Annotated in this window: 27 protein-coding genes and 1 pseudogene; 27 read left to right on the top strand and 1 reads right to left on the bottom strand. The window is 35.9% G+C overall.

Annotated features, from left to right (window positions below):
- Window positions 1–23: 23 nt before the first annotated feature.
- The 27 genes from BMY85_RS08880 to BMY85_RS08760 all read left to right on the top strand — a co-directional run bounded on the left by BMY85_RS08880 (window position 24) and on the right by BMY85_RS08760 (window position 23,075).
- Window positions 24–698 carry a response regulator gene (locus BMY85_RS08880; RefSeq protein WP_092477983.1) on the top strand — a complete coding sequence of 225 codons (675 nt, stop codon included), beginning with the start codon at window positions 24–26 and terminating at the stop codon, window positions 696–698.
- Complete coding sequence (locus BMY85_RS08875) at window positions 695–2,035, top strand: sensor histidine kinase (RefSeq protein ID WP_092477919.1); 1,341 nt, start codon at window positions 695–697, stop codon at window positions 2,033–2,035. The genes BMY85_RS08880 and BMY85_RS08875 overlap by 4 nt, the downstream gene beginning before the upstream one ends.
- Before the next feature lie 77 nt (window positions 2,036–2,112).
- Window positions 2,113–3,132: an AEC family transporter gene (locus BMY85_RS08870; RefSeq protein WP_177180715.1), complete on the top strand. Its 1,020-nt coding sequence runs from the start codon at window positions 2,113–2,115 to the stop codon at window positions 3,130–3,132.
- A 12-nt stretch (window positions 3,133–3,144) separates the two neighbouring features.
- Window positions 3,145–3,627 carry a DUF6431 domain-containing protein gene (locus tag BMY85_RS16355; RefSeq protein WP_092477917.1) on the top strand — a complete coding sequence of 161 codons (483 nt, stop codon included), beginning with the start codon at window positions 3,145–3,147 and terminating at the stop codon, window positions 3,625–3,627.
- Between the two features lie 71 nt (window positions 3,628–3,698).
- Window positions 3,699–4,430: a hypothetical protein gene (locus BMY85_RS08860; RefSeq protein ID WP_092477916.1), complete on the top strand. Its 732-nt coding sequence runs from the start codon at window positions 3,699–3,701 to the stop codon at window positions 4,428–4,430.
- A 122-nt stretch (window positions 4,431–4,552) separates the two neighbouring features.
- A complete protein-coding gene (locus BMY85_RS08855; protein WP_092477915.1) occupies window positions 4,553–5,305 on the top strand; it encodes an N-acetylmuramoyl-L-alanine amidase in 753 nt (250 codons plus the stop codon).
- 186 nt (window positions 5,306–5,491) lie between these two features.
- On the top strand, window positions 5,492–5,692 hold the full coding sequence (locus tag BMY85_RS08850; protein WP_092477914.1) for a hypothetical protein: 201 nt from the start codon (window positions 5,492–5,494) through the stop codon (window positions 5,690–5,692).
- Window positions 5,693–6,125: 433 nt separating this feature from the next.
- Complete coding sequence (locus BMY85_RS08845; protein ID WP_092477982.1) at window positions 6,126–7,574, top strand: aminotransferase class I/II-fold pyridoxal phosphate-dependent enzyme; 1,449 nt, start codon at window positions 6,126–6,128, stop codon at window positions 7,572–7,574.
- Window positions 7,574–8,425: a polyamine aminopropyltransferase gene (gene speE / locus BMY85_RS08840; RefSeq protein ID WP_092477913.1), complete on the top strand. Its 852-nt coding sequence runs from the start codon at window positions 7,574–7,576 to the stop codon at window positions 8,423–8,425. The genes BMY85_RS08845 and speE overlap by 1 nt, the downstream gene beginning before the upstream one ends.
- Window positions 8,418–9,284 (top strand): agmatinase, encoded by an 867-nt coding sequence (gene speB / locus BMY85_RS08835; protein WP_092477912.1) that lies wholly within the window; start codon window positions 8,418–8,420, stop codon window positions 9,282–9,284. The genes speE and speB overlap by 8 nt, the downstream gene beginning before the upstream one ends.
- Before the next feature lie 26 nt (window positions 9,285–9,310).
- Window positions 9,311–10,510 (top strand): saccharopine dehydrogenase family protein, encoded by a 1,200-nt coding sequence (locus BMY85_RS08830; RefSeq protein WP_092477911.1) that lies wholly within the window; start codon window positions 9,311–9,313, stop codon window positions 10,508–10,510.
- 9 nt (window positions 10,511–10,519) lie between these two features.
- Entirely contained in the window at window positions 10,520–11,650 is a 1,131-nt protein-coding gene (nspC, locus tag BMY85_RS08825; RefSeq protein ID WP_092477910.1) for a carboxynorspermidine decarboxylase, read from the top strand.
- A 132-nt stretch (window positions 11,651–11,782) separates the two neighbouring features.
- Entirely contained in the window at window positions 11,783–12,871 is a 1,089-nt protein-coding gene (locus BMY85_RS08820; RefSeq protein WP_177180723.1) for an SEC-C metal-binding domain-containing protein, read from the top strand.
- Between the two features lie 268 nt (window positions 12,872–13,139).
- A complete protein-coding gene (locus BMY85_RS08815) occupies window positions 13,140–13,643 on the top strand; it encodes a hypothetical protein (protein WP_092477909.1) in 504 nt (167 codons plus the stop codon).
- 216 nt (window positions 13,644–13,859) lie between these two features.
- Window positions 13,860–14,330 carry a hypothetical protein gene (locus BMY85_RS08810; protein WP_092477908.1) on the top strand — a complete coding sequence of 157 codons (471 nt, stop codon included), beginning with the start codon at window positions 13,860–13,862 and terminating at the stop codon, window positions 14,328–14,330.
- A 251-nt stretch (window positions 14,331–14,581) separates the two neighbouring features.
- Window positions 14,582–14,755 (top strand): hypothetical protein, encoded by a 174-nt coding sequence (locus BMY85_RS15610; RefSeq protein WP_177180714.1) that lies wholly within the window; start codon window positions 14,582–14,584, stop codon window positions 14,753–14,755.
- Between the two features lie 43 nt (window positions 14,756–14,798).
- Window positions 14,799–14,939, top strand: coding sequence for a bacteriocin (locus BMY85_RS15350; RefSeq protein WP_143066356.1), 141 nt, complete (start codon window positions 14,799–14,801; stop codon window positions 14,937–14,939).
- A gap of 276 nt (window positions 14,940–15,215) precedes the next feature.
- Entirely contained in the window at window positions 15,216–15,470 is a 255-nt protein-coding gene (locus BMY85_RS16055; protein ID WP_278280402.1) for an ATP-binding cassette domain-containing protein, read from the top strand.
- Between the two features lie 98 nt (window positions 15,471–15,568).
- Window positions 15,569–16,342, top strand: coding sequence for an ABC transporter permease (locus tag BMY85_RS08800; RefSeq protein ID WP_092477906.1), 774 nt, complete (start codon window positions 15,569–15,571; stop codon window positions 16,340–16,342).
- A gap of 8 nt (window positions 16,343–16,350) precedes the next feature.
- Entirely contained in the window at window positions 16,351–16,620 is a 270-nt protein-coding gene (locus BMY85_RS08795) for a cysteine peptidase family C39 domain-containing protein (protein WP_092477905.1), read from the top strand.
- Window positions 16,538–18,202 carry a peptidase domain-containing ABC transporter gene (locus BMY85_RS08790; protein ID WP_092477904.1) on the top strand — a complete coding sequence of 555 codons (1,665 nt, stop codon included), beginning with the start codon at window positions 16,538–16,540 and terminating at the stop codon, window positions 18,200–18,202. The genes BMY85_RS08795 and BMY85_RS08790 overlap by 83 nt, the downstream gene beginning before the upstream one ends.
- A gap of 177 nt (window positions 18,203–18,379) precedes the next feature.
- Window positions 18,380–19,225, top strand: a complete 846-nt coding sequence (locus BMY85_RS08785) for a DUF5685 family protein (RefSeq protein ID WP_092477903.1) — start codon at window positions 18,380–18,382, stop codon at window positions 19,223–19,225.
- Complete coding sequence (locus BMY85_RS08780; protein WP_092477902.1) at window positions 19,206–19,850, top strand: J domain-containing protein; 645 nt, start codon at window positions 19,206–19,208, stop codon at window positions 19,848–19,850. Before BMY85_RS08785 ends, BMY85_RS08780 begins: the two co-directional genes overlap by 20 nt.
- Complete coding sequence (locus tag BMY85_RS08775; RefSeq protein WP_143066355.1) at window positions 19,835–20,350, top strand: hypothetical protein; 516 nt, start codon at window positions 19,835–19,837, stop codon at window positions 20,348–20,350. Before BMY85_RS08780 ends, BMY85_RS08775 begins: the two co-directional genes overlap by 16 nt.
- A gap of 24 nt (window positions 20,351–20,374) precedes the next feature.
- A complete protein-coding gene (locus tag BMY85_RS08770; RefSeq protein ID WP_092477900.1) occupies window positions 20,375–21,889 on the top strand; it encodes a glycosyltransferase family 39 protein in 1,515 nt (504 codons plus the stop codon).
- Between the two features lie 169 nt (window positions 21,890–22,058).
- Window positions 22,059–22,622 (top strand): HD domain-containing protein, encoded by a 564-nt coding sequence (locus BMY85_RS08765; RefSeq protein WP_330387250.1) that lies wholly within the window; start codon window positions 22,059–22,061, stop codon window positions 22,620–22,622.
- 75 nt (window positions 22,623–22,697) lie between these two features.
- Window positions 22,698–23,075 carry a mediterrocin family bacteriocin gene (locus BMY85_RS08760; protein WP_242939710.1) on the top strand — a complete coding sequence of 126 codons (378 nt, stop codon included), beginning with the start codon at window positions 22,698–22,700 and terminating at the stop codon, window positions 23,073–23,075.
- A gap of 433 nt (window positions 23,076–23,508) precedes the next feature.
- Here the strand turns inward: BMY85_RS08760 and BMY85_RS08755 are convergent.
- Window positions 23,509–23,818, bottom strand: a pseudogene (locus tag BMY85_RS08755) (transposase); the annotation flags it as partial.

The raw sequence follows: 23,818 nt of genomic DNA, 5'->3' as shown, positions 1-23,818 counted from the left end.
TGGTGGTGAAAAGTATGGCGCAATTGATTTATTGTATAGAAGATGATGATAATATCCGTGAACTAGTAATTTATACCTTGCAGTCTGCCAATTATCAGGCTGAGGGTTTCGAAAATGCAGAAAGGTTTTACAAGGGATTAAAAAACAGAAAACCGGATTTGATTTTGTTAGATATTATGCTGCCTGATGAAGATGGAATCTCTATCTTAAAGAAACTGAAGGCAAATCAGGATACAAGGAAACTGCCTGTAATTATGTTGACTGCCAAGGCAAGTGAATATGATAAAATCAAGGGGCTTGATCTGGGAGCGGACGATTATGTGGCCAAGCCATTTGGAGTAATGGAACTGATTTCCCGTATCAAAGCAGTTATGCGCAGAACCAATGTCAGTGAGCGTGAAAATGTATTGCGGATCGGAAACATTGAACTGGATAATGAAAAACATATTGTTTTAGTAGAAGGAGAACAGGTATCTTTAACCTATAAAGAATTTGAACTTCTTTACAATCTGATGGTCAATCATGATTTAGTCATGTCTAGGGAAAAACTGCTGGATCTGGTATGGAATACAGGTTACGAAGGAGAAAGCCGCACCGTAGATGTTCACATCGGTTCTTTAAGACAGAAACTTGGTGCTGCTGGAAGTCTGATTCAGACCATCCGGGGCGTAGGATATAAAATCGGGGTGGCAAAATGAGAAAGCGAATTTATATGAATATGTGTGCCTTATCCTGTGCTATTTTAATGGTAATTTCTGTGTTTGTTCTAGTGCTCTTTCATAACGTAAATCACATTATGATGGAAAAACAGATGAAAAGCGAAGTAGAGGATATTGCCATTGCATTAGAGCATATGAATTCAAAGGAAGTGCAGAGGTATTTGGAATCTATATCCAAGGAAAATGATTCACGAATTACTGTGGTAGCTAAGGATGGAACGGTGTTATACGACAGTAAGGAAAAAGCAAGCCAGATGGGAAATCATAAAGACCGTCCTGAGATTAAGGAGGCTTTTACTCATGGCAGTTCCTTTGATGTAAGGCATTCCAAGACTCTGAATGAGCAGACTTATTATGCAAGCCAGTGCGTAAAGTCGGGTGAAGCTGTTCGTATCGCCTATGTGTCACAAAGCCTGCTTTCTCTAGTGATAAGTTTGACACCTTATTACTTTGTTGTATTTGCATTTATCATGGTGTTGTCTCTGGTGGTTGCATGGAAAATGTCCAATACTATCATTGAACCTATCAATAATATTGATATACACAACCCGGAAACTAATTTCCGTTACAAAGAGTTTAATCCTTTGTTACGAAGAATTAGTAAATATAACGATGAGCGAAAGAAAAATGAGAAACTTAGAAGAGAGTTTTCGGCTAACGTTTCTCACGAATTAAAAACACCTATTACCACTATATCAGGCTATGCGGATCTGCTTCGGAATGGCATGGTAAAGGCCGAAGATGTGGAACATTTTTCAGAGAAGATTTATAAAGAATCAGAAAGACTTATTAATCTGGTAAATGACATTATTAAGCTTTCCAGGCTAGATGAGAAAAAAGTAGGAATTGATGTAGTCAGTGTAAAAATGAATGAACTTGCCATGAGAGTGGAACAGTCTTTACAGCCTGTTACCGATCGCTATAAAGTAAAATTTGATCTGGATATAGAAAATATCCGGATTACAGCAGTGGAGCTTATGATGGAAGAACTTTTGTATAATCTCTGTGAAAATGCAATTAAATATAACAAACCTGGTGGTTTTGTGCATTTGAGGATTAAGAGGAAACAGGAAAAAGTAGTAATCGAAGTAGAGGATAACGGAATTGGAATTCCAAAGGATTGCCAGAACCGCATTTTTGAACGTTTTTACAGGGTAGACAAAAGCCATTCCAAACAGATTGGCGGGACAGGATTAGGGCTTGCCATTGTGAAGCATGTGGTAGAATACCATGAAGGAAAAATAGACATCGACAGTGATGTAGGAATAGGAACTAAAATTATGGTAACATTGCCAGCAGAGACAAAGGTAAGTTGACATTGCCATCTCCATTGTGTAAGCTTGTTATAATTCCAGTATTTCGTATGGAACAAGCTTACCGATGGAGTGATTATATGGAGACTTTCGTATTTGCCTGTAACGCAGTGTTACCTATTATTTTGCTTATTTTTCTGGGGTATTACCTTAGACGGAAAGAGATTTTAAATGATAGTTTTTTAAAATGTGGAAACCGGTTTGTATTTCAAGTGGCGTTACCCGTGCTGCTTTTCTATAACGTATATTCAATTGAAGCGATTACAGAGATTCATTGGCAGGTACTGCTTTTTATATGTATGGCAATAGGAATTATATTTCTGGCAGGTATTGGTGTGACAATACTGTTTACGAAGGAGCCGAAAAAACGTGGTGTTCTTTTACAATGTATCTTTCGTTCTAATTTTGCCATTATAGGTATTCCATTAGCAGAATCTATAGGAGGAAGTGGCGGGATTAAGGCAGCATCCGTTGTTTCTGCATTTTCCATTCCTATGTTTAATGTACTGGCTGTCGTTGCATTGACTATGTTTCAGACGGATGCATCAGGAAAAAGGGTTTCTCTTAAAGAAATAGGAAAGAAAATAGCGAAAAATCCATTAATACGAGGTGTTTTATTGGGAATAATCTGCCTGTTGGTTCGTTTGGTACTTCCAAGGGAAGAACAGTCAGGACATCTGGTATTTACCATGCAGGATAATCTGCCATTTTTATATAAAGCAATTAAGAGTGTAGGAACCATTGCCTCTCCACTTGCACTAATAGTGCTAGGTGGCAATTTTCAGTTTCGTGCAGTGAAAAGACTGAGGAAAGAGATTATATATGGAACATTCTGGAGAGTTGTGCTTACACCATTTCTTGCATTAACCAGTGCAGTACTTTTGTCAAGTTACACAGAACGGTTTCAATTTACAAATGCACAATACTCAGCATTTATTGCGTTGTTTGCCTCTCCTGTGGCAGTAGCAAGTGCCATTATGGCAGGGGAAATGGGTGGGGATGAAGAACTGGCAGGACAGCTTGTAGTGTGGACAAGCATTATGTCTGTGTTTACTATATTTATTGCAATTGTTATTTTAAGAGGAATTGGACTAGTATAAGGTGGGTTCGCAGTGATTATTGACTGGACATTGCATAGTTTTCATTACGAAAGAGCAGTAAAGTCGCAAAAGAAAATATTTTATAAATGTCCCATATGCAAGAGAAATAACTTGGCACGGCATGGGTACTATAAGAGAAATATAGTACGATGGCAAGGTACTTTGGAAGAAGTACAGCTTAAGATTCTGAGAGTTCGCTGTTTAGCTTGCAAAGTAACTCATGCTGTTTTGCCAAAAGACGTTGCTCCATATCGTATTTATAGCATTTCTTTCTATCTGAAAATATTACGTCTTCTATTTCAATTCAAAGGAAAAGTAAGTTGTTGTCAAAGGATTCTAAAAATATACCATAATTTTGTTTATAGGACGTTACATGGTATTCATCTTATTTTATATATCTTTAGAAAACAATGGATAAGCTGGTTATATTATCTACAGAGCACTAAGATTATAACTAGAAAAAAGGTAAGGCAGATCCTTTTTTATACCACATAGATTGTGAATAGGCAAAATGTAAATATTATGTTACATTTGGTGAGGAATAACTAGATATAAGGGAGGTTACAATGCGGTTACATACAAACGATTTATGGGTATTACAGGAATTGGAGGACGTAGATATGTATGTGGAGGATAGACGGCGAAAGGGAAAGCTGATTTTTGTCTATGATTATGTGAGTCAGTTTATTTTGCAGGCAAAATTTTTCTTTTTAATAGAGTCAAATGCAGATACGATTTCGCTGTTTGATAAGCTGTGGCGTTATGGGATTCCAAAAACGGTATTAATTGAAACAGAAAGGATGTTGGGGGAGAATTGGCTGCAAGTTGCACATGTACTAGGAATTCAGGTGTGGAAAACAGAAGAAAAACGAGTTGATTTAGATACTGGTTCAATTAAGGAACAATGGGGAGAAAAGATAAAGACGCTTACAATAAAAAAATACAGGAATTTTAAAGAATTCAGGAAGCATGTAAATGGGCTGATTTTAGAGTGGAATCAGCAGAACAGGGAAGGACGTGAGAAAAATTCAAGATTGCAAGAATACGATAAACAGCTATGCAGGCACATTTTTCTAGAGAGAGAAGTATTAAGAGAGAGTTATCTCATCAAATACAAAAGCTTTGTTACGGCAAAAGGCAACATTCAGGTTCTGCACAGAATTTATCAGGTGCCAGAACAATATAAAGGGAAATGGATAGAAATCAGAGTCTCTCTCATTTACAAACAGGAAATTTACATATATGATGAAACCAGAAATTTGCTGATACATCGGTGTCCATTAGTGGCACAGCTATAAAATTTTAATTTTTAGTTTACAATCTGGCAGATTACTCCTTATTAAAAGATAGAAATACTTCTTCAGTGGCCACATGAAAAGCATTTCCAATTAATAAAAGGATTAATAGGAGGATGAAAATTATGAGTAATAGTTCTTTAGTAGTGTATACCAAAATATCACCAAACAAAACGGTGAACAGAAATCATGTCATTGATACAATCACAATCCACTGTATGGCAGGTAACTTAACCATTGAATCTTGTGGTAATTTATTTGCAGACAGTACAAGAGGTGCAAGTTCTAACTATGGTATTGGCAGTGATGGCAGAATTGGCATGTATGTAGAAGAAAAAGACCGTTCATGGTGTTCTTCTAGTGGTTCTAACGACCATCGTGCAGTTACGATTGAAGTTGCAAATGATGGTGGGGAATCGACAGGATGGCATGTTTCAGATAAAGCCTACAATGCTTTAATTGATCTGGTTACAGATATCTGCAGACGTAATGGTATTAAACAGCTTCTCTGGAGGGGGGACAAGTCTCTGATTGGGCAGGTGGACAAACAGAACATGACAGTACATCGCTGGTTTGCAGCAAAAGCCTGCCCTGGAGATTATTTATATAACCTTCATGGACAGATTGCAAATCAGGTAAATGCAAGATTAGGTGCTCCAGCAGTTCCTGACAACAATAACAATGATTCTGGTGCATCATATTTAGTTAGGGTAACAGCAGATGTATTAAATATCCGTAAAGGCCCTGGAACTTCTTATGGAATTGCTGGTACCATCCAGGATAGAGGAATTTATACCATTGTCCAGACAGAAGGCAATTGGGGTAAATTAAAGAGTGGTGCAGGATGGATTTGTTTGGATTATACTGTTAGAGTGTAAGAACAGTTAAATATTAGCTGTTAATAAAAAATAGCGTTTTGCTAGTGCGATTAGTTGCTTAAACGAAACTTTTTGTACGGCAAAGCGCTATTTTTCTTGAGGTTAATAGTTTATTCAATAGTCTTGTCTATATTCCTATAATAGAGTAAACTAATAGTGGTCTACATAGTTTAGGGAGGGGAAAGAATGTATAGATTTTTGGCTTTCTATATAAAATATCAGAAAGTGTTCCATGTAGTTCTAAGGATTCTATTTGCTATTTTTGTAGCGGATATTGTTCGGTTAATTAAAGCAGGTGGAGAAACAAATCGTATAGTAAGCGAAATTTTAATAGCTCTCGTGCTCGCATTAGTTGGATCTGTAACAAGAAATGATAAGGAAAAATAGAGACGTAAACTTCAAAGCCAGGGTATCTGCTCTGGCTCCTGTGCTCTGGAAATTGTTTTCCATGAATATTTGAATTGATATATACACGTAAGTTAAGAAAAACGGAAGAATAAACAATAGAAAGTTAATTGATTATTAATGAAAATTGATAGATAGTGGGGCGAATATCTTAGTAGGGGAAAATAAAACTACGTGGGTTTCTTTCTCATGCTAAACCTCACGTTTACTATTAGTTCAATAAAAAATTTATAATCAATCAAAAAAAGTAAAATTCTGCATTTACAGTCATATCTACATGTCCCACATATAAAAATATCCAAAAGTAACACAAATACTAAACTTCAAGTTTATTATTACTCTTGCCAAATCTTTCGTTTTCCTGTATACTGTTAAAGATTATTACACGAGGTGGAAGGAGAGTCGAACGTTGAATATGCTAACACAACAAGACACGCCTATTCGTAAGGCGTTAGAAGAACAGAGACACAATCGTTTAGCTCATTTTGATGTACCTGGCCACAAAGGTGGAAGAGGAAACAAAGAATTGAGGGACTTTCTAGGAGAAGAATGTATGAGATTAGACATGAATTCTATGAAGCCGTTAGATAATTTATGTCATCCCGTATCAGTAATAAAAGAAGCACAGGAACTTGCAGCAGAAGCATTTGGAGCGAAAAAAGCATTTTTTATTGTAAATGGAACAACTGCGGCGGTGCAGGCTATGATCATGTCTGCATGTAAAGCTGGCGAAAAAGTCATTATGCCCAGAAATGTACATAGAAGTGCAATTAATGCGTTAGTAGTGAATGGAGCAATACCTGTTTATATAAATCCAGGAACGAACAAGCAGCTAGGTATCCCATTAGGAATGTCTGTTGAAGATGTAAAGAAAGCAATTTTAGAAAATAAAGATGCCAAGGCAGTGCTTGTGAACAATCCTACCTATTATGGAATCTGTTCCAATCTTTGTGAAATTGTAAAACTTGCCCATCAGTATCATATGCTTGTACTGGCAGACGAAGCACATGGAACCCATTTATATTTTAATGAAGATTTACCGGTGTCAGCAATGGCAGCAGGAGCAGATATGGCAGCTGTCAGCATGCATAAGACAGGTGGCTCATTGACACAGAGTTCTATTCTGCTTACCAATAATAACGTAAACAGCGATTATGTGAGGCAGGTAGTTAATTTAACCCAGACAACAAGTGGAAATTATCTTTTGCTGTCTTCACTTGACATAGCCAGAAAAAACATGGTGTTAAATGGTGCGGAAATGATACGGAAAACCCTTGGTTTTTCAAGTTATGCCAGAGAAGAAATTAATAAATTAGGCGGATATTATGCATTTGGGGAAGAACTTATAGATGGAGATATGGTTTATGGATTCGATACTACAAAACTTTCCGTTCATACAAGAAATATTGGACTTGCGGGAATTGAAGTGTATGATTTGCTTCGTGATGATTACGGAATCCAGATCGAGTTTGGAGATATTGGCAATATCTTAGCCATTATTTCGGCAGGAGACCGCAACCTTGAGATAGAACGCCTGATAGCAGCCTTATCTGAGATTAAGCGTCTGCATCAGAAAGACAAAGCAGGATTATTTGATCATGAATATATTCCACCTCATATTATTATGGGACCACAGCAGGCATTTTATAGCAGGAAAGTTTCCATGCCAATCGAAAAAAGCGAAGGTCGTATCTGTGGAGAATTTGTTATGTGTTATCCACCAGGAATACCGATTCTTGCACCAGGTGAACTGATTACCAGAGATGTGCTTAATTATATTCAATATGCCAAAGAAAAGGGATGTTTTATGACTGGAACACAGGATATGAAAATAGAAAATATTTGTGTTGTGGAGGAATCATAATGGAATATTGGTATAGCGATAAGCATACAAAAGATGTGAAGTTTTCTATGAAGGTAAAAAGGCAGATTGTGAGTCATGAAAGCACATATCAGAGAATTGACATATTAGAAACTTTTGAATATGGAAGAGTTCTGATTCTAGATGGGGAACTGATGATTACCGAAAAAGATGAGTTTATCTATCATGAAATGATTTCCCATGTATCCATGGCGGTTCATTTAAATGTAGAGGATGTGCTGGTAATTGGAGCAGGAGATGGAGGAACAATCAGGGAACTTTGTAAATATGATACCATAAAGAGAATTGATATGGTAGAAGTCGATAAGGATTTGGTGGATATTTGTAAGGAACATTTCCAGAAAACAGCCTGCAGGCTAGATGATAAACGTGTCCATATTTATCATGAGGAAGGACTTCGGTTTGTCCGTTCTCATCATGAGGAATATGACTTAATTATAGTAGACTGTGCAGATCCTTTCGGACCTGCAGAAGGTTTGTTTACAAGAGAGTTTTATGGGAACTGTTTTAAGGCAATGCGAGAAGATGGAATTCTGATTAATCAGCATGAAAGTCCATTTTACAGTGAGCATTCCCAAAGTGTCCAAATGGCACATAAGCATATTACAGCAGTATTTCCTATGAGTACAGTATATCAGTGCCACATTCCGTCTTATCCATCGGGACACTGGCTGTTTGGATTTGCATCCAAAAAATATGACCCGATTAAAAATTTAAGAGAAAACTGGTGGAACAGTCTTGGAATCCAGACACGTTACTATAATACGGATCTCCATAAAGGATGTTTTTGCCTTCCGAATTATGTAAAGGAGCTATTAGGAACCAATGGATAGAAACATACATACTTTTATTGGCTGTGAAAGCGAGTACAAAGATGCAGATGTTGTGATATTTGGTGCACCATTTGACAGTACCACGTCGTACCGTCCAGGAACTAGATTCGCTAGTTCAGCCATTCGCAATGAGAGTTTTGGATTAGAGACGTATAGTCCTTATCAGGATAAAGATTTAACAGATTATCAGATTTTTGATGGAGGCGACTTGGAACTTCCATTTGGAGATCCAGGTGATGCATTAAGGAAAATTGAGGAATATGTTGATGGGATTCTTGAAGATAACAAAATTCCACTTATGATAGGTGGAGAACATCTGGTTACATTAGGTGCAGTAAAAAGTACAGTAAAAAAATACGAAGATCTTCATATTATTCATTTTGATGCCCATGCAGATCTGCGAAATGATTATTTAGGAGTTACCCTGTCTCATGCAACGGTGCTTCATCGCTGCCATGACTTAATAGGAGATAATAAGATTTTCCAGTTTGGGATTCGAAGTGGAGATCGTGAAGAATTCCGATGGGGAAAAAATCATGTAACTACTTGTAAGTTTAATTTTGATACGTTAGAAGAAGTAGTAGAAAAGCTGAAAGGAAAGCCAGTATACTTTACATTAGATTTAGATGTATTAGATCCATCTGTATTTCCAGGAACAGGAACACCAGAGGCAGGTGGCGTGACTTTTATGGAACTGTTAGAAGCTATTAAAAAAGTAGCGGAACTTTCTGTGGTGGCTTTGGATATGAACGAACTGTCACCAATGTTAGACCAGTCCGGAGCATCTACGGCTGTTGCCTGTAAGGTTTTACGAGAAATGTTATTATTGTTTGGAACAGAGTACCAGACAGAAGACTAATAGAAAAAAGCAGGAGGAATTGTAAAATGGGAAGAGCGTTAATTATTGGAGCTGGCGGAGTAGCAAATGTTGTTGTTCATAAATGCTGCCAAAACAGTGAGGTATTCGAAGAAATCTGCATTGCAAGCAGAACCAAATCAAAGTGTGATGCTATGAAAGCAAAGCTAGATGGTGGAAAAACGAAAATTACCACTGCACAGGTGGATGCAGATAACGTACCAGAACTGGTGGCACTAATCAAGGATTATGAACCAGACATTGTAATTAATGTAGCACTTCCATATCAGGATTTGCATATCATGGATGCCTGTCTTGAGACAAAGACAAACTATATGGACACAGCCAATTATGAACCAGAAGATACAGCCAAATTTGAATACAAATGGCAATGGGCTTACCGTGAACGTTTCGAGAAGGCAGGTATTACAGCTTTGTTAGGATGTGGTTTTGATCCAGGCGTAACAGGTGTATTTTCTGCTTATGCCCAGAAACATTATTTTGATGAAATCAGTGAAATTGATATTTTAGACTGTAATGCAGGGGATCATGGTTATCCATTTGCAACGAATTTTAACCCGGAAATTAATATACGTGAAGTCAGTGCGAAAGGAAGCTACTGGGAAAATGGAGAATGGGTTGAGACAGAACCAATGGAAATTAAGAAGGTTTACAATTTCCCAGAAATCGGTCCAAAGGATATGTATTTGCTACATCACGAAGAATTAGAATCTCTTGGTTTGAATATCAAAGGCATTAAGAGAATCCGTTTCTTTATGACATTTGGGGAAAGCTATTTAAGACATTTAGAAGTATTAAAAAATGTTGGCATGACTTCTATTGAACCAATTAATTTTGAAGGAAAAGAAATCGTGCCTTTACAGTTCTTAAAAGCAGTACTTCCAGATCCAGCTTCCCTAGGACCTAGAACAGTTGGAAAAACAAATATCGGCTGTATTTTCAAAGGAGTAAAGGATGGAGAGGAAAAAACATACTATATATACAATGTATGTGACCATCAAGAATGTTACAAAGAAGTAGGTTCTCAGGCGATCTCTTATACTACAGGTGTACCAGCTATGATTGGTGCCATGATGGTGATGACAGGCAGATGGAAGCGCCCAGGGGTATATAATGTAGAAGAATTTGATCCAGATCCATTTATGGAAGCGTTAAATAAATGGGGACTTCCTTGGAAAGAAAACTTTAACCCAGATCTGGTAGAGTAGGAGTGTGGCATGGAAAAAACTGCAGTTCAGACACCGTATTATGTAGTGGAAGAAAAACTTCTTAAAGAGAATTTAGAAAAGTTAAAGTATGTAATAGATAAAACAGGATGTAAGATACTATTGGCACAAAAAGCATTTTCTATGTTTTCGGTGTATCCAACAATTGCACAGTATCTGGATGGAACGACAGCAAGTTCTTTGTTTGAAGCTAAGCTGGGAAAAGAAAAGTTTGGAAAGGAAACACATATTTTCAATCCAGCTTATGATCCAAGAGATTTTGAAGAAATTGTATCTTTGGCAGACCATATCGTATTTAACTCAGTAGAACAATGGCAAAGGTTCCGCTTTCAAGTAGAGAAGGCGGATCATCCTGTCCAGTGTGGAATCCGGTTAAATCCAGAGTATGCAGAGGTGGAAACAGATTTGTATAATCCTTGTTTTACTGGTTCCAGATTAGGAACGACTCTTGCAAATTTAGAGGGAAAAGATGTAAGTGGAATTGACGGCTTTCATTTCCATACTATGTGTGAACAGAATTCGGATGTTTTGAAACGTACCATTCCTCATATAGAAGAGAAGTTTGGCAAGTATCTAAAGGAGGCCAAGTGGATCAATCTAGGAGGAGGACACCATATTACCAGACAGGATTATGATATGGAAACTTTAATCCAATGTATTTTATATTTGAAAGAAAAATATCAAGTACAGATTTATCTAGAACCAGGAGAGGCAGTTGTTTTGAATACAGGTTTTCTGGTATCCACTGTGTTAGATATTACTCAAAACGGTTTAGATATTGCGATTCTGGATACATCTGCAGCGTGTCATATGCCAGATGTACTGGAAATGCCATATCGTCCAGAAATTATAGGAGCAGGCAAGCCAGAAGAAAAGAAATATACGTACCGTCTTGGTGGACCAACCTGTCTGGCAGGGGATGTTATTGGAGATTATTCTTTTGACAAGCCATTAGAAATTGGAAGTCAGGTTGTCTTTTGTGACATGGCTCATTATAGTATGGTAAAAAATAATACATTTAATGGGATCAACTTACCATCAATTGCAATACATCATACGTCGGGAGAACTTGAAATTGTACGTAGATTTCGTTATACTGATTTCATGATGAGATTATCATAGGATATAGGATCCAATAAGATAATGTCGTGTGCAGATGCTTTTAGATGTCCAGAAGGGTCATTTATGAACAGGTTGCATAAGAAAAAAAGACGAGAAACTGATTTGGATGAATTGGTTTTGTGGAGGAATTATATGAAATTAAGTGAAGTTCTGAAAAAACATACGGTTAAGGAACTAAAAGATATGTCAAAAGCATTTGGCATCCAGGGCTATAGCAAACTAAAGAAAGATGAGCTTATTGAGTATGTAGAAGCATCCTTATTAAACTATGAAACTGCAAAGCAGGTTTTTTTATGTGCAGATGATAGTGAAATGGAACTTTTTAGGCAGGCAATGAAAGAAGAAGTTATGGTATCCGAAGAGGATTATTATAAATGTGCATACTTTTTTGTTTCAGGATATTACTATTTAACCGATGGGAATGGAATTATCGTGCCTGATGAAATAAAGGACTTATATGAAAAATTATTCACGACCGAGTTTATCGCAGAAAAAGAAAGATTTGATTTAGTTATCAAGTATTGTGTGGCATGTACCAATTTATATGGCATTGTGCCAACGGCTAAGATCGTCGAGATTTTTAATGAACAGAATGAAGAAGAAACTTGTATAGAGGAAATATTAACGGATTATCATAATCTTGGTTTGCGTGTAGTATTTTTTGAACTTCAAGGAGATTATTTTGTTCATGAAGCCATTGAGGGAGAAGAAGAATTTAACAATCTTTTAGATGGACAAAGTGATAAACCTTATTATGTACCAGCAAAAGCGGAATTGTTAAAGTATGCAGAGGATGATTATTTTGAAAGAAATGAAGCATATGAAACGTTAAAAGCATATATTATTGCAAATATATTAGAAGATGAAGCGGCAGCAGAAGAACTTTGTTCTGATTTACAGCTTGCATGCTGTTTTGGAGAAGGTCCAGCGGATGCGTTGAACCAGTTTTTGGCAAGGAATATTGAATTTGCCAATGAACAGCAAGTTTACGAAATTGGTGAATTAATTTCAGAATTAAATAACACAACCAGAATGTGGGACAATCGAGGATATACTCCAGATGAGATGCAAAAATTAGGTTTTGCAGAAGAAGTACCTAGAATAGCAGGCATGATGCCTCCAAAACAGACTACTTATGTAAGAGAAGGCAAAAAGATTGGACGTAATGACAAATGTCCATGCGGAAGCGGGAAAAAATATAAGCATTGTTGTGGAAGATAATAACATAATAAATAAAATAATGAAAAAGCCTAGGAATTTATTTCTAGGTTTTTTGATTTTAAGAATTTAGTCATGCTTCTATTCTTATTAAGTAAAAAGTATCCTGATAAACAGTAGTATTTCCTTGAATTTTTATAGAAAGAGGAAGATGTAAGTGACGAATTCTTATATTTGTGGTATGATGTTTACATATGTTGGTTTCCAAAGTAAGCTTTTATTTATGTACGACTGAAGAAAACTGGGAAATAAGGAAAGAGAGTGTGAAGATATGATGAATGAGTTGTTAAAAAATATTATTGAGATTGCACCATTGTATGCGAAGGCTTTGCAGCAGGATGTGGCAATCGGTATTTCTGATAACGAACAGTTTTTAGCACTCTTTGAGACGGAAAATTTAAAATATCCTTTTAAAGCAGGAACAAAAGTAAAAGACACAGCTTACATCAAAGAATTAGAGCAGGTTATTAAGACTAAGGAACCACATGTTTTTTATATACCCAAAAAGGTAACAGGCAGAGTGGATATAAAATCTATTATTGCACCTATTATGGATAACGGGGAAATGGTAGGATGTATTTCACTCTCTATTAATATGGAAGAAGAAGCAAGGCATGAGGATTATTCTTCTATACTTCGCCTGTGTGCGAATAGTGCAAAACCTATGGCGGCTCGTGAAAGAAGGCAGTCAGATAAAAAAGGGGAAGGGGAAGTTGTAGAGACGCTTCTGGAGATTCAGGATGGCATCGTTCAGTCTGCGGAGCATGGAAAGTAAAATATATAGGGAAAATTGTTTTTTATATAAAGTATTTAAGTGACTATTATCATAAAGTATGCTATGATAATAGTGTAAGTTTATTCTAAGTTATTCTGTCGTTTTAAAACATCATTTATATCTCAAAAGAGTGTCAAAAAGCAAATCACAATCAAGATAAGAAATATCAATACAATCTTTTAACAGGAAAATGAAATAGGGAAGTGTGAAGGTAAGATGAATGTATTATTAGAGAATTTGATTGAAGTTGCACCTTTATTTGCTGAAGTTTTACAGCAGGATGTTGCAATCGCAATTTCCGATATGGAGCAGTATTTGGCTTTTTATGAAACGGATACTCTGAAATATCCTTTCCCAGTAGGAACCAAAATAAAAGAGGCTGGGTTTGATTATATTATAGACGAAATTTACCGTACTGGAGAACCAGTAGTGGATATTGTATCACGGGAAGTTACTGGAAGTGTTGATATTAAGACGATTATTGCACCTGTGATGGATCAGGGGGAAATGGTAGGATGTATTTCTCTGTCAATTAATATAGAGAAAGAGGCGGAATTTGACAATTATGCATCCATGCTAAGGATGTCTGTAAATGCGGCTAATAAAAGCATACATAATGCAGGGAGAAAAGATTTGCATACAAAGCAGTTTGAAAAAATGAAGGGGCAGTTACATGACACTTTGTAAGATATTCAGGATGAAATCGTTTTAACAGCAAAGAATACGTAAAAACAATGAAAAGTGAAAGAGGACACAAACATATACATTTACCAATTGTGTATTAGAAGTAGAACTTTTCGCAGAAAACTGTGAAATTGTAAAGGCTGATAGCAATGTAAACCTTTGTTATAAGAAAGTTACCTGCTAAGGGGTTAGATAGAGAGCATTTTCAGAATCTGGTTTGGGTTTTGGAAATGCTTTTGGTTTATAGGAGATATATGTTATATACAGATGTTAAAAAATTTGAATATATATTGTCAGAAGAGAGTTTGTATATAGTGAATGGCGGAGATAAGGCTGACTTTGATTTTGGCTATAAATGTGGGAGAGCTGCGCGAACAGTATGTAATGCAGTGAAGTCAGCATTTAATACTGTAAAATCATGGTTCTAGTATAAATTTGGAAGTTTGAGTTTAGAAAGGAGTAGTATTTTAAATGAAAAAATTATCAGCTGAAGAATTAAAAAATGTGAATGGTGGTTCACCATTAAATTGGTACATAGGCGTAAGAGATTTTGTTAATAATCACTTAGACGATTTTGTAAAAGGCGTAAAAGCTGGATGGAACTCAAAATAATGTATAGTTGGTAAGGAAAATGAAAGCAAATATTTTGAAGATGTTTTGTCCCATTATATATCTGTTATTTTATGCATTATGTGCTTATTGGATATACAAGGGAACAAGTGAATCTGTATTATATTGGAAAGACTGCTTCAAGATTGTAATAGGTAATTTATTATTTATTGTAGTACTAATATTCTATTGCAGACTGATTGGAATAAATTTAAGGGAAAAGATAAAGCTAATACCGTTAAAATATTACTGGGGAGCATTGATTATTCCAGGGGCATATTGGCTTTTGATGCGGTTGATACTGTATCTTATAAAGTTATTAGGTTATACATACAATTTAAAATAGGAATGAGACAAAGGCTTGGACTTGCATCTGTATTAATAAGTAATCCGCAGATTATTTTATTAGATGAACCAATGAATGGTCTGGATCCCGATGGAATAAGAGAGCTGCGTGCTTTGTTAATCGAGTTAGCACATAAAGAAAATAAAGCCGTTCTTGTATTGCAATTTTTGCATTTGGGCTGTTTTTAAAAAATGACATAACAAGTGATGAAAGGGATTCCAGTACATCAGCAGAAGAAAAACAATTACAAGAAGAATATGAAAATGCTGACGACTGGAAGGAACAGATGCGGATTCAAATGGATTTAAATATATATATGAGCGATATTTATGGAAAAGAACAGGCTGAAGTTAAAAATGAAATACTTCAATATAAAATAGATCATAATTTGCAGCCATATAAAGAGAATACGACGTATGATTTTGTAGCCTATATGTTTCAGATTTTAGGATTTTTATTATCTGTTTTTGCCATTGTTATTGCAGTAGAAATAGTTATAAGTGAATATTCTAATAAGACAGTAAAGCTGATTTTTTGTAAGCCATATAGAAGGGAAGAGATCATTATGTCTAAATATATGGCAGTATTATTGTATGTAATATGGCTGGTCATTGTTAGCTTTATTATATCTCTTATAACGGGCGGAATACTTTTTACATGGCATGGCAGTAACGTTAAGACGGTTATAAGGTTTTTTCATTCTATGTGCCAGTGCTCTCTCTTAGGGAAAGCAATGATATATTTTGCTTTTTCTTTAGTAAATATGGTGATAATAGGGACAATTGCATTTTTTTTAAGTGTTCTGTTCAAAAGTCAAGTAAGTGCCCTGATTGTATCTTTAGGAATATTGTTGTTTGGTAATACTGTTGCAGAAAAAATAGATTCAGCAGATTTTAAAGCAATAAAGTACTCTATATTAGCAAATTTAAACCCTGGAAAGTTTGTAGATAGTCCAGTTCATCAAGGATATACTCCATTTATAATGGCAGCAGTGATAATGATTCATATGGTTTTACTTGTTGGTGGAATAATATTTCTAATAAAGAAAAGTGATTTTTAGGTGAGATTATGAAATATTTTTGTATTAGGCAGATGGACGAAACAGATTGTGCCGCTGCGTGTTTATCAACAATATGTAAACAGTATGGTGTAAATAAAAACGTTACTAAGATTCGTGAAATGGCAGGAACAGATAAAAATGGAACAAATGGAATCGGAGTTATAAAAGCAGCAACAGAACTTGGATACAAAGCATATGGCATTGAAGATAGTGTTAATATCCTTTTGTTATACACTGGTAGGAATTCTATGTACACTCTTTTTTCAGTTTGTATTTGATAAGTTTATTCCAGTAAAAAATATTGGCCTGCTTCATTTGTTTGGAACTGGTTTTGTTTTGCTGAATATTTTACAAGGTGCAATTCAATATTTCCGAATAAAGTTAATTCTTTTGTTAGAAAAAAAGTTTGATATTGAATTGACGTTTCATAGTTATACACATATCATGGAATTGCCTATGAATTTTTTTGCGCTTCGACAGACCGGTGAGATAATCTCAAGATTAAATGATGCATCAAAAATAAGAGATGTTTTATCAGGTGTAACAATAAGTGCTGCTGTAGATACAGTTATGGCAGTATTTTGTGGCATTATATTGTTTATGTACGATAAGACTTTGTTTTTTATTGCATTTATTACATTGGTTTTATATGGAACAATAAATTTATTTTTTGCAAGCAAAATAAGAAAAAAGAACAGAGAGGTACTAGAACAGAGTGCCAATGTGAATTCCATGTTTATCGAGACAATAAAAGGAATAGAAACTATCAAATCATATGGTGCTGAAAAAGAAGTTGAGAAAAAATCTGGTAATATTTTTACAAAGCTTTTAGATGCATCAATTGACTGTCAGGACAATCAAGGTTTTTTAGGTGCAATTACAGCAGCTATATGCGGAATTGGGTACATTGCTATTATTTGGGCAGGTGCTATGAAAGTTATGAATAGGGATATTACAGTCGGAGTATTATTAACATTTTATTCTTTGGCAGGATACTTTTTATCACCAGGACAACGGATAATGGACTTGCAGATCCAGTTGCAAGGGGCGATAGCTGCCATGCAAAGGCTGGAGCAGTTATTAATTTCAGAACCAGAAGATAAGAATGTAGAAAAAGGAACATCTGATTTAGGACATATTGGGCAAATAAAAGTATCCAATTTGAATTTTCGTTATGGGACTAGAAATTTAGTGTTAAATGATGTTTCGTTTGAGATAAATGAAAATGAGAAGATTGCATTTGTAGGTGAAAGTGGTTCAGGAAAGACAACTATAGCTAAATTGCTTCTTGGATTTTATGAGTATGAAGCTGGTGATATTTTTTTTGGAACAAAAAATTTAAACGAAATTAATAAGGAATGGTTAAGAAGTAATATTGCTTATGTATCGCAAGAACCATATTTTTTCAAAGGGACAGTCCGAGAAAATCTCTTATTTGGGAATAGCAGCTATCATTCGGAAACAGAAATAATTAAAATATTAGAAATTGTAAAAATAAGGGATTTTATTAAGGAATCTCCAGATGGTATAGAAATGAAATTACAGGAAGGTGCATTCAATATCTCAGGAGGGCAAAGACAAAGATTATGTCTTGCAAGAGCACTATTACGAAAGCCTAAAATATTGATTTTAGATGAGGCGACTAGTAATCTAGACGTAATAACAGAAAAAGCAATTACGGATGCGTTAGAAGAGTATACAGATACGACAAAGATAATTATTGCGCATCGGTTAAGTACAGTAAAGAACTGTGACAAAATTATAGTATTAAAAGATGGCAGAATTCTTGAAGAAGGAAGGCATGAGAAATTAATTAAGAACAAGAAGTACTACTATTCATTGTGGAAAAAGCAAGAGTAAATATAAATAAGAAACGAACGTCAGGCAAAATACAGCCTGGCGCTGTTTCTTTTATTTTAAAATAGTGTAAAATATGAAATTTTTCTGAAATTCTTATTTTGCTGTGTACGAATAAAAAGAAAATGGTATAATGGCAATAAGTTTAGTCAGTGAAAGGCTATTCAGTATGGAGGAAATATGTTTGGTTATGTAACAATTGATAAGCTGGAACTTAAGGTAAAAGATTATTATAAGTACCGAGCTTATTATTGCGGGTTATGTAAAACACTAAAAGAACGTCATGGACGTTTTGGACAAATGACACTAACGTATGATATGACATTTCTGATACTTGTGCTTACTTCATTATACGAGAAAGAACCAGAAAGTGCGAAACAAAGGTGTCTAGCACATCCAGCTAGTAAGCATTGGATGTTATGGAACCAGTTCTCAGAGTATGCCGCAGATTTAAATATTGCACTTGCATTTCATAATTTTGCAGATGACTGGGCGGATGAGAAGAAAATTTCAGGATATGCAGGAGCGGTATATCTGAAAAAGTCTTATAAAAAAATAGCAGACAAGTACCCCCGTCAATGCCAGAAGATAGAGGAGGGACTGAAAAAACTAGGGGAGTGCGAACAGCGGAATGAGGAAAACCTGGATATAGTTTCAGACTGTTTTGGTGAAATCATGGGTGAACTGTTCGTATACCAAGAAGATGAATGGCAGGATAATTTAAGACAGCTTGGATATTATTTAGGTAAATTTATTTATCTGTTAGATGCCTATGATGACCTTCCAGAAGATATTAAGAAAGGAAATTATAATCCATTTAAAGCTATGGCAGGGCAGCCAGAGTACCATGAGATTTGTGAAGAAATTTTAGAGATGCTTATGGCAGAATGTGCAAGGGAGTATGAGAAGCTGCCTTTGCTGGAAAATGCAGATATTTTACACAATATATTATATACAGGAGTTTGGGTAAAGTACAAAACCAAAAAGTTAGGAGAGGAAAAGAACAATGATAGCAGATCCATATAGCGTATTAGGTATTTTACCTAACGCATCCAATGACGAAGTGAAAAAAGCATATAGAGATTTAAGCCGCAAATACCATCCGGATTCATATGCCAACAATCCATTAGCAGATTTGGCAGAAGAAAAGTTTAAAGAAGTGCAAGAAGCCTACAAGCAAATAATGGATGAACGAGAAAAAGGATATAACAGCGGATATTCTGGAGGACAAAGTTATCAGAAGGAAAGCTATTCCAATCAGGGATATAATTCTTATGCTTATGAAGAATCACAGGAAATGCGAGAGATTTATAGCATGCTGATGATGAGGCATTTCAGGGAAGCATTAAATGAACTTTCCAGAATTCCAGAAAGAGGTGCAAGATGGCATTATTACAATGCCATTGCTTACTCGGGACTTGGAAATACCATTACTGCAATGGGCCATGCAAGACAGGCAGTTGCTATGGAGCCGTCCAATTCAGATTATAGCCAGTTTTTAAGACAACTGCAGAATAACACTAGAAATTATCGGAATAATGGTGGTGGAATGTCAGGTTCTAATTCTGACGCATGTGATATGTGCTGTAAATTGTGGCTGGCAGATTCCATCTGTGAATGTATGGGAGGAGATTTGTGCGCATGCATGTAAATGCAAGAAAAATTGCCTATTTAGGCATTTTGTTAGCGTTAGCAGTTCTATTGGTTTATGGAGGAACCGTGATAGAAATAAATACATTATTTTTTATTTGTGCAGCATCATTTTGTTTAGGAATTGCCATAACAGAGTGTGGGAGAAGATTAGGGGCAGGCTTTTTTATAGCATGTACCCTATTAACTTTTATATTGCTGCCTAATAAAATGTATGGTTTGACACTAACGGTCATAAACTTTTATGTACTAGTTTCAGAGTGTCTAAAAGACAGAATTCCCAAGGGATTTCTTTTGGCAAAATTCGTATTGTTTAACATTGTGTATATTCCGGCATTTATATTTGCACCAGAACTTATTTATACAGGAAAGATGAATGATAGATTTTTTATCCTGGGTATTCTGGCAGGCCAGATTGCATTTTACATCTATGACAGAGTATACCGCAGTATCATTTACGGCTATTGGCCAGCAATCCGGAGAAGGATAATGCGAGATTAGCATATGGATTAGGGGGGCAAGGAGTTGGGAAAGGAAAAGAAACTTGGAAACCATGCAAAAGATAAGTTAAATGGCCTTTTGCCATATATTAACGTGTTTTTGTTTATCACGATTTTATTTATTATTGTGTACCGGCTGGGGATACACCAGCATGTGAAAATAATACAAGGCTTTATGCTGGCAGGAGTTTTCTTTTCTTTGGCGGGACTTGGAATCTGCAGTTTAGGAAAAGGGTATTCTTGGAGTACGGCGGTTAAAGTATTCATTGGAATTGGATTTATCATGCGCATAGGCTATATGCTGTATACTCCGTATACTACAAGGGCAATTGATTTAGGGGATAGCAGCCTAGAAGGATACGGCCATGCGGCGTACATATTAAAGTTACTGATAAACGGCCATTTGCCAGAGACAAACTGGGTGCAGTTTTATCATCCTCCATTCTTTCATGGAACAGCAGCAGTTGTCTGCTTTTTTGTGAATAAGATTATGGAGTATTCCAAATATGAGGATATCCTGCAGATAGCTAAGATTGTATCTTGCACAGCAGCCTGCTGGTCCTTGATGCTTTTGCCTAAGATATGTCAGGAACTGAAGTTAAATGCCAGGGCCAAGGCAATTGCTGCTGGAATTATTGCTGTGCTGCCAAGCTGTTACCTGATGAGTGCCAGGGTAAATAACGATGCACTGGTAACGTATTTTATGATACTGGCAGTTTTATATACGATACGATGGTACAAGACACAAAACTGGGAAAATACAATTTGCCTTGGACTGGCTTTTGGGCTAGGCATGATGACAAAGACGTCTTGTGGTAACATAGCCATATTTACAGGAGCATTAATGCTTTATGTTGCTTATAAAAAGTTCAAAGAGAAAAAGGGAAAGGATATCGGATACAAACTTCTAGGCTTTGGATCCATTGCATTTCCACTAGGACTTTGGTATACAGTCCGTAATTATATTTTATTTGCTCAGCCATTTGGATATGTAGTAAGAATCGGAACAGATCAGCGGATATATACAGGAGATGTGTCCTTTGTAAAACGGTTCCTTACATTTCCTGCAAGAGAATTATTTCAGCCAGTCTATTCAAATCCTTGGGAAGAATATAATATAAGTATGTTTGTAATTAAAAGTTCCTTGTTTAGTGAGTTTACATTTGATATTCCTGCAATGATACCTAGAATCCTAATAGCTCTAAATAGCTGCATGATTCTATTGGCATTAGGTGCTATGGTGTATGTAATGGTAAAGTTTAAGGAAAATAAGTTATTGAGCAGAGGAATGCCTGTGTTATGGGGTGTTATTTACATTACTTTTTTATATTTTAATATAGAATATCCTTTTGGCTGTACAATGGATTTTCGATATATTGTACCAACGGCCTTTTTAGGTGCCATTTTTATGGGAAGTGTTTTTGAAAAGGCGTGTAACAGGAAAACAAAAAAGGCTGTTTTATGCCGTTTTACAATAGGAACAGTGACAATGCTGTTTGGGATTTGTTCAATTCTGATGTTTTGTATGATAGGACAGTAGCGAAGGAAACTTGTATGTGTAAGTTTCCTTTTTGCATTTGAGTAGGAAAGTCCTCTGCGAGTACATTCCTATCGCGAGAGTCTGGGGGAACTCAGATTTTGTTCTAGAGCAGTTCATGCAGGAAATAGGATCTGTTAGAGAGTCTGGTAAATGGGAAAGGGGTTTTAGGATGGAAGATATCATCAATAAGGCAATTGTATTTGCAGCCAATGCGCATAAGGGAGCAGTACGGAAAGGAAGCAAACTTCCGTATATTTTACATCCCTTAGAAACAGGTGTCATTGTATCTGCAATGACGAATGAGAAAGAAGTCATTGCAGCCGCAATTTTACATGATGTGCTGGAGGATACAGAAGTAACTTACGAAGAACTAAAAAGGGAGTTTGGCAAGGCAGCAGATTATGTTTGTGCAGAATCGGAGAATAAAAGGAGAGAACTTCCAGCAGAAGCTACTTGGAAGATTCGGAAACAGGAAACCATAGAACGTTTACAACAGGAGACTTGTTTGGAAATAAAAATGATTGCACTGGCAGATAAACTTTCTAATATACGTTCTATGTATTATGATTATAATAAACTGGGAGACGCTTTGTGGGAACGGTTTCATGAAAAAAGGAAGGAAATGCAAGGCTGGTATTATAAGTCACTGGTGAAAGCACTAGAGGATCTTAACTGCTATTTGGCTTGGCAGGAGTATAAAATGCTTGTAGAAAGAGTGTTTGGAGAAGAATAAGCGGATGGGGCGGAGCCGATAGGCAGGAATATAATATCTTTTTGTGGAGATTGACAGATAAAGAGCAATATAGTATTGTATTTGAAAAAGGAGAAGTTTGGTATAAGAAAAAGAGTAATTAAATTTTTAGCTAGCTGCTTTATGGTTACGACATTTGTAACAAGCACTAGTAAAGCGATGGCGTTTAGCATTACAAATGAAAAAAAGACATTTGATAAAGCATGGGAGTTGAGTGTTACATCTGATAATTCCAAAGCTGTGTTGACATATGGGTATAATACATTTGCAATTAATGAAGATTATGCTCATGCATATCATTCAAGTAAAAAGCACTATGCATATGTAAAGAATTCAAATGGTTCATTTGCAGGTTCAAATGTTAGGGATGGTAAATGGTCAAAAATTGAAGTAACACATAAGGGAAGTAGTATCACATATGGAAATAGTTATTAACTGTTATAAAAGAAATAGGTATTGGAAAATGTTTGTATCAAGGTATACATATACTTAAGAGAAAAATTAAGAAAAAAACATGAAGAAAGAGGATATATTTTGAAAAAGGTAGTTTCATTAGTGTTAATAATATTAATACTATTTGGGTTATATAAGAGGGTGTAACTATTTTTGTGTCTAATAATTCAAGAACATCATCTTAATAACATTCAGATAGGTACGTTTGCCTTGTCGAATTATGCTGTTATCTTAAGTATATCCCTTTTCTTCTGTTTTATTCAAATAGTCCTATTTTTTTGTATTATAAATACAGGCAGCGTCCTTCCTTTTTTCTTGGGCGCTGCCCAAACCCGACCTCGGGTATATTTTTATGCTCTTCCGTCAATACTTTTACTGCCGACGGTATATTTTGCGTTACAGATACTTTTTAAGCTTCCAGCGTTACACCAAGGACAACATAGGCAGCACGGTTTATAATCCTTCCGTCTTCCCTCATTTTATAAGGAATGGCATCCATAAATATAAACGGATAAACAGGTTCCAGTGGTCTTGACTGCCATTCTTTAATCTCGGGCAGGATACGGTCTGTGATTCTGGATACCATTTCAGCTGAAATATGAATTCCGTATAGTTCGTTCAGTTCGGCACCAATATCCCTTGTGCTTAACCCTCTTGCATATAGTGAGATAACTTTTTCTTCGATTCCAGAGATGTCCCTGCAGTATTTGGGTACAATTGCAGGC

Source organism: [Clostridium] polysaccharolyticum (assembly GCF_900111595.1).
Classification (GTDB): domain Bacteria; phylum Bacillota; class Clostridia; order Lachnospirales; family Lachnospiraceae; genus Clostridium_AI; species Clostridium_AI polysaccharolyticum.
Note: the sequence above shows the minus strand (reverse complement) of the source record. Positions and strands in the feature narration are given on the sequence as shown.

Bases quoted from the DNA above. Each gene is read 5' to 3' on its own strand.
- BMY85_RS08860 (WP_092477916.1), top strand. From the start codon at position 3,699: ATGCGGTTACATACAAACGATTTATGGGTATTACAGGAATTGGAGGAC.
- BMY85_RS08810 (WP_092477908.1), top strand. From the start codon at position 13,860: ATGAATGTATTATTAGAGAATTTGATTGAAGTTGCACCTTTATTTGCT.
- BMY85_RS08830 (WP_092477911.1), top strand. From the start codon at position 9,311: ATGGGAAGAGCGTTAATTATTGGAGCTGGCGGAGTAGCAAATGTTGTT.
- nspC (WP_092477910.1), top strand. From the start codon at position 10,520: ATGGAAAAAACTGCAGTTCAGACACCGTATTATGTAGTGGAAGAAAAA.
- BMY85_RS08800 (WP_092477906.1), top strand. From the start codon at position 15,569: ATGCGGATTCAAATGGATTTAAATATATATATGAGCGATATTTATGGA.
- BMY85_RS08815 (WP_092477909.1), top strand. From the start codon at position 13,140: ATGATGAATGAGTTGTTAAAAAATATTATTGAGATTGCACCATTGTAT.
- BMY85_RS08780 (WP_092477902.1), top strand. From the start codon at position 19,206: ATGATAGCAGATCCATATAGCGTATTAGGTATTTTACCTAACGCATCC.
- BMY85_RS15350 (WP_143066356.1), top strand. From the start codon at position 14,799: ATGAAAAAATTATCAGCTGAAGAATTAAAAAATGTGAATGGTGGTTCA.
- speE (WP_092477913.1), top strand. From the start codon at position 7,574: ATGGAATATTGGTATAGCGATAAGCATACAAAAGATGTGAAGTTTTCT.
- BMY85_RS08795 (WP_092477905.1), top strand. From the start codon at position 16,351: ATGAAATATTTTTGTATTAGGCAGATGGACGAAACAGATTGTGCCGCT.
- BMY85_RS08785 (WP_092477903.1), top strand. From the start codon at position 18,380: ATGTTTGGTTATGTAACAATTGATAAGCTGGAACTTAAGGTAAAAGAT.
- BMY85_RS08790 (WP_092477904.1), top strand. From the start codon at position 16,538: ATGGCATTGAAGATAGTGTTAATATCCTTTTGTTATACACTGGTAGGA.
- BMY85_RS08855 (WP_092477915.1), top strand. From the start codon at position 4,553: ATGAGTAATAGTTCTTTAGTAGTGTATACCAAAATATCACCAAACAAA.
- BMY85_RS08820 (WP_177180723.1), top strand. From the start codon at position 11,783: ATGAAATTAAGTGAAGTTCTGAAAAAACATACGGTTAAGGAACTAAAA.
- BMY85_RS08870 (WP_177180715.1), top strand. From the start codon at position 2,113: ATGGAGACTTTCGTATTTGCCTGTAACGCAGTGTTACCTATTATTTTG.
- speB (WP_092477912.1), top strand. From the start codon at position 8,418: ATGGATAGAAACATACATACTTTTATTGGCTGTGAAAGCGAGTACAAA.
- BMY85_RS15610 (WP_177180714.1), top strand. From the start codon at position 14,582: ATGTTATATACAGATGTTAAAAAATTTGAATATATATTGTCAGAAGAG.
- BMY85_RS08765 (WP_330387250.1), top strand. From the start codon at position 22,059: ATGGAAGATATCATCAATAAGGCAATTGTATTTGCAGCCAATGCGCAT.
- BMY85_RS08845 (WP_092477982.1), top strand. From the start codon at position 6,126: ATGCTAACACAACAAGACACGCCTATTCGTAAGGCGTTAGAAGAACAG.
- BMY85_RS08875 (WP_092477919.1), top strand. From the start codon at position 695: ATGAGAAAGCGAATTTATATGAATATGTGTGCCTTATCCTGTGCTATT.
- BMY85_RS08850 (WP_092477914.1), top strand. From the start codon at position 5,492: ATGTATAGATTTTTGGCTTTCTATATAAAATATCAGAAAGTGTTCCAT.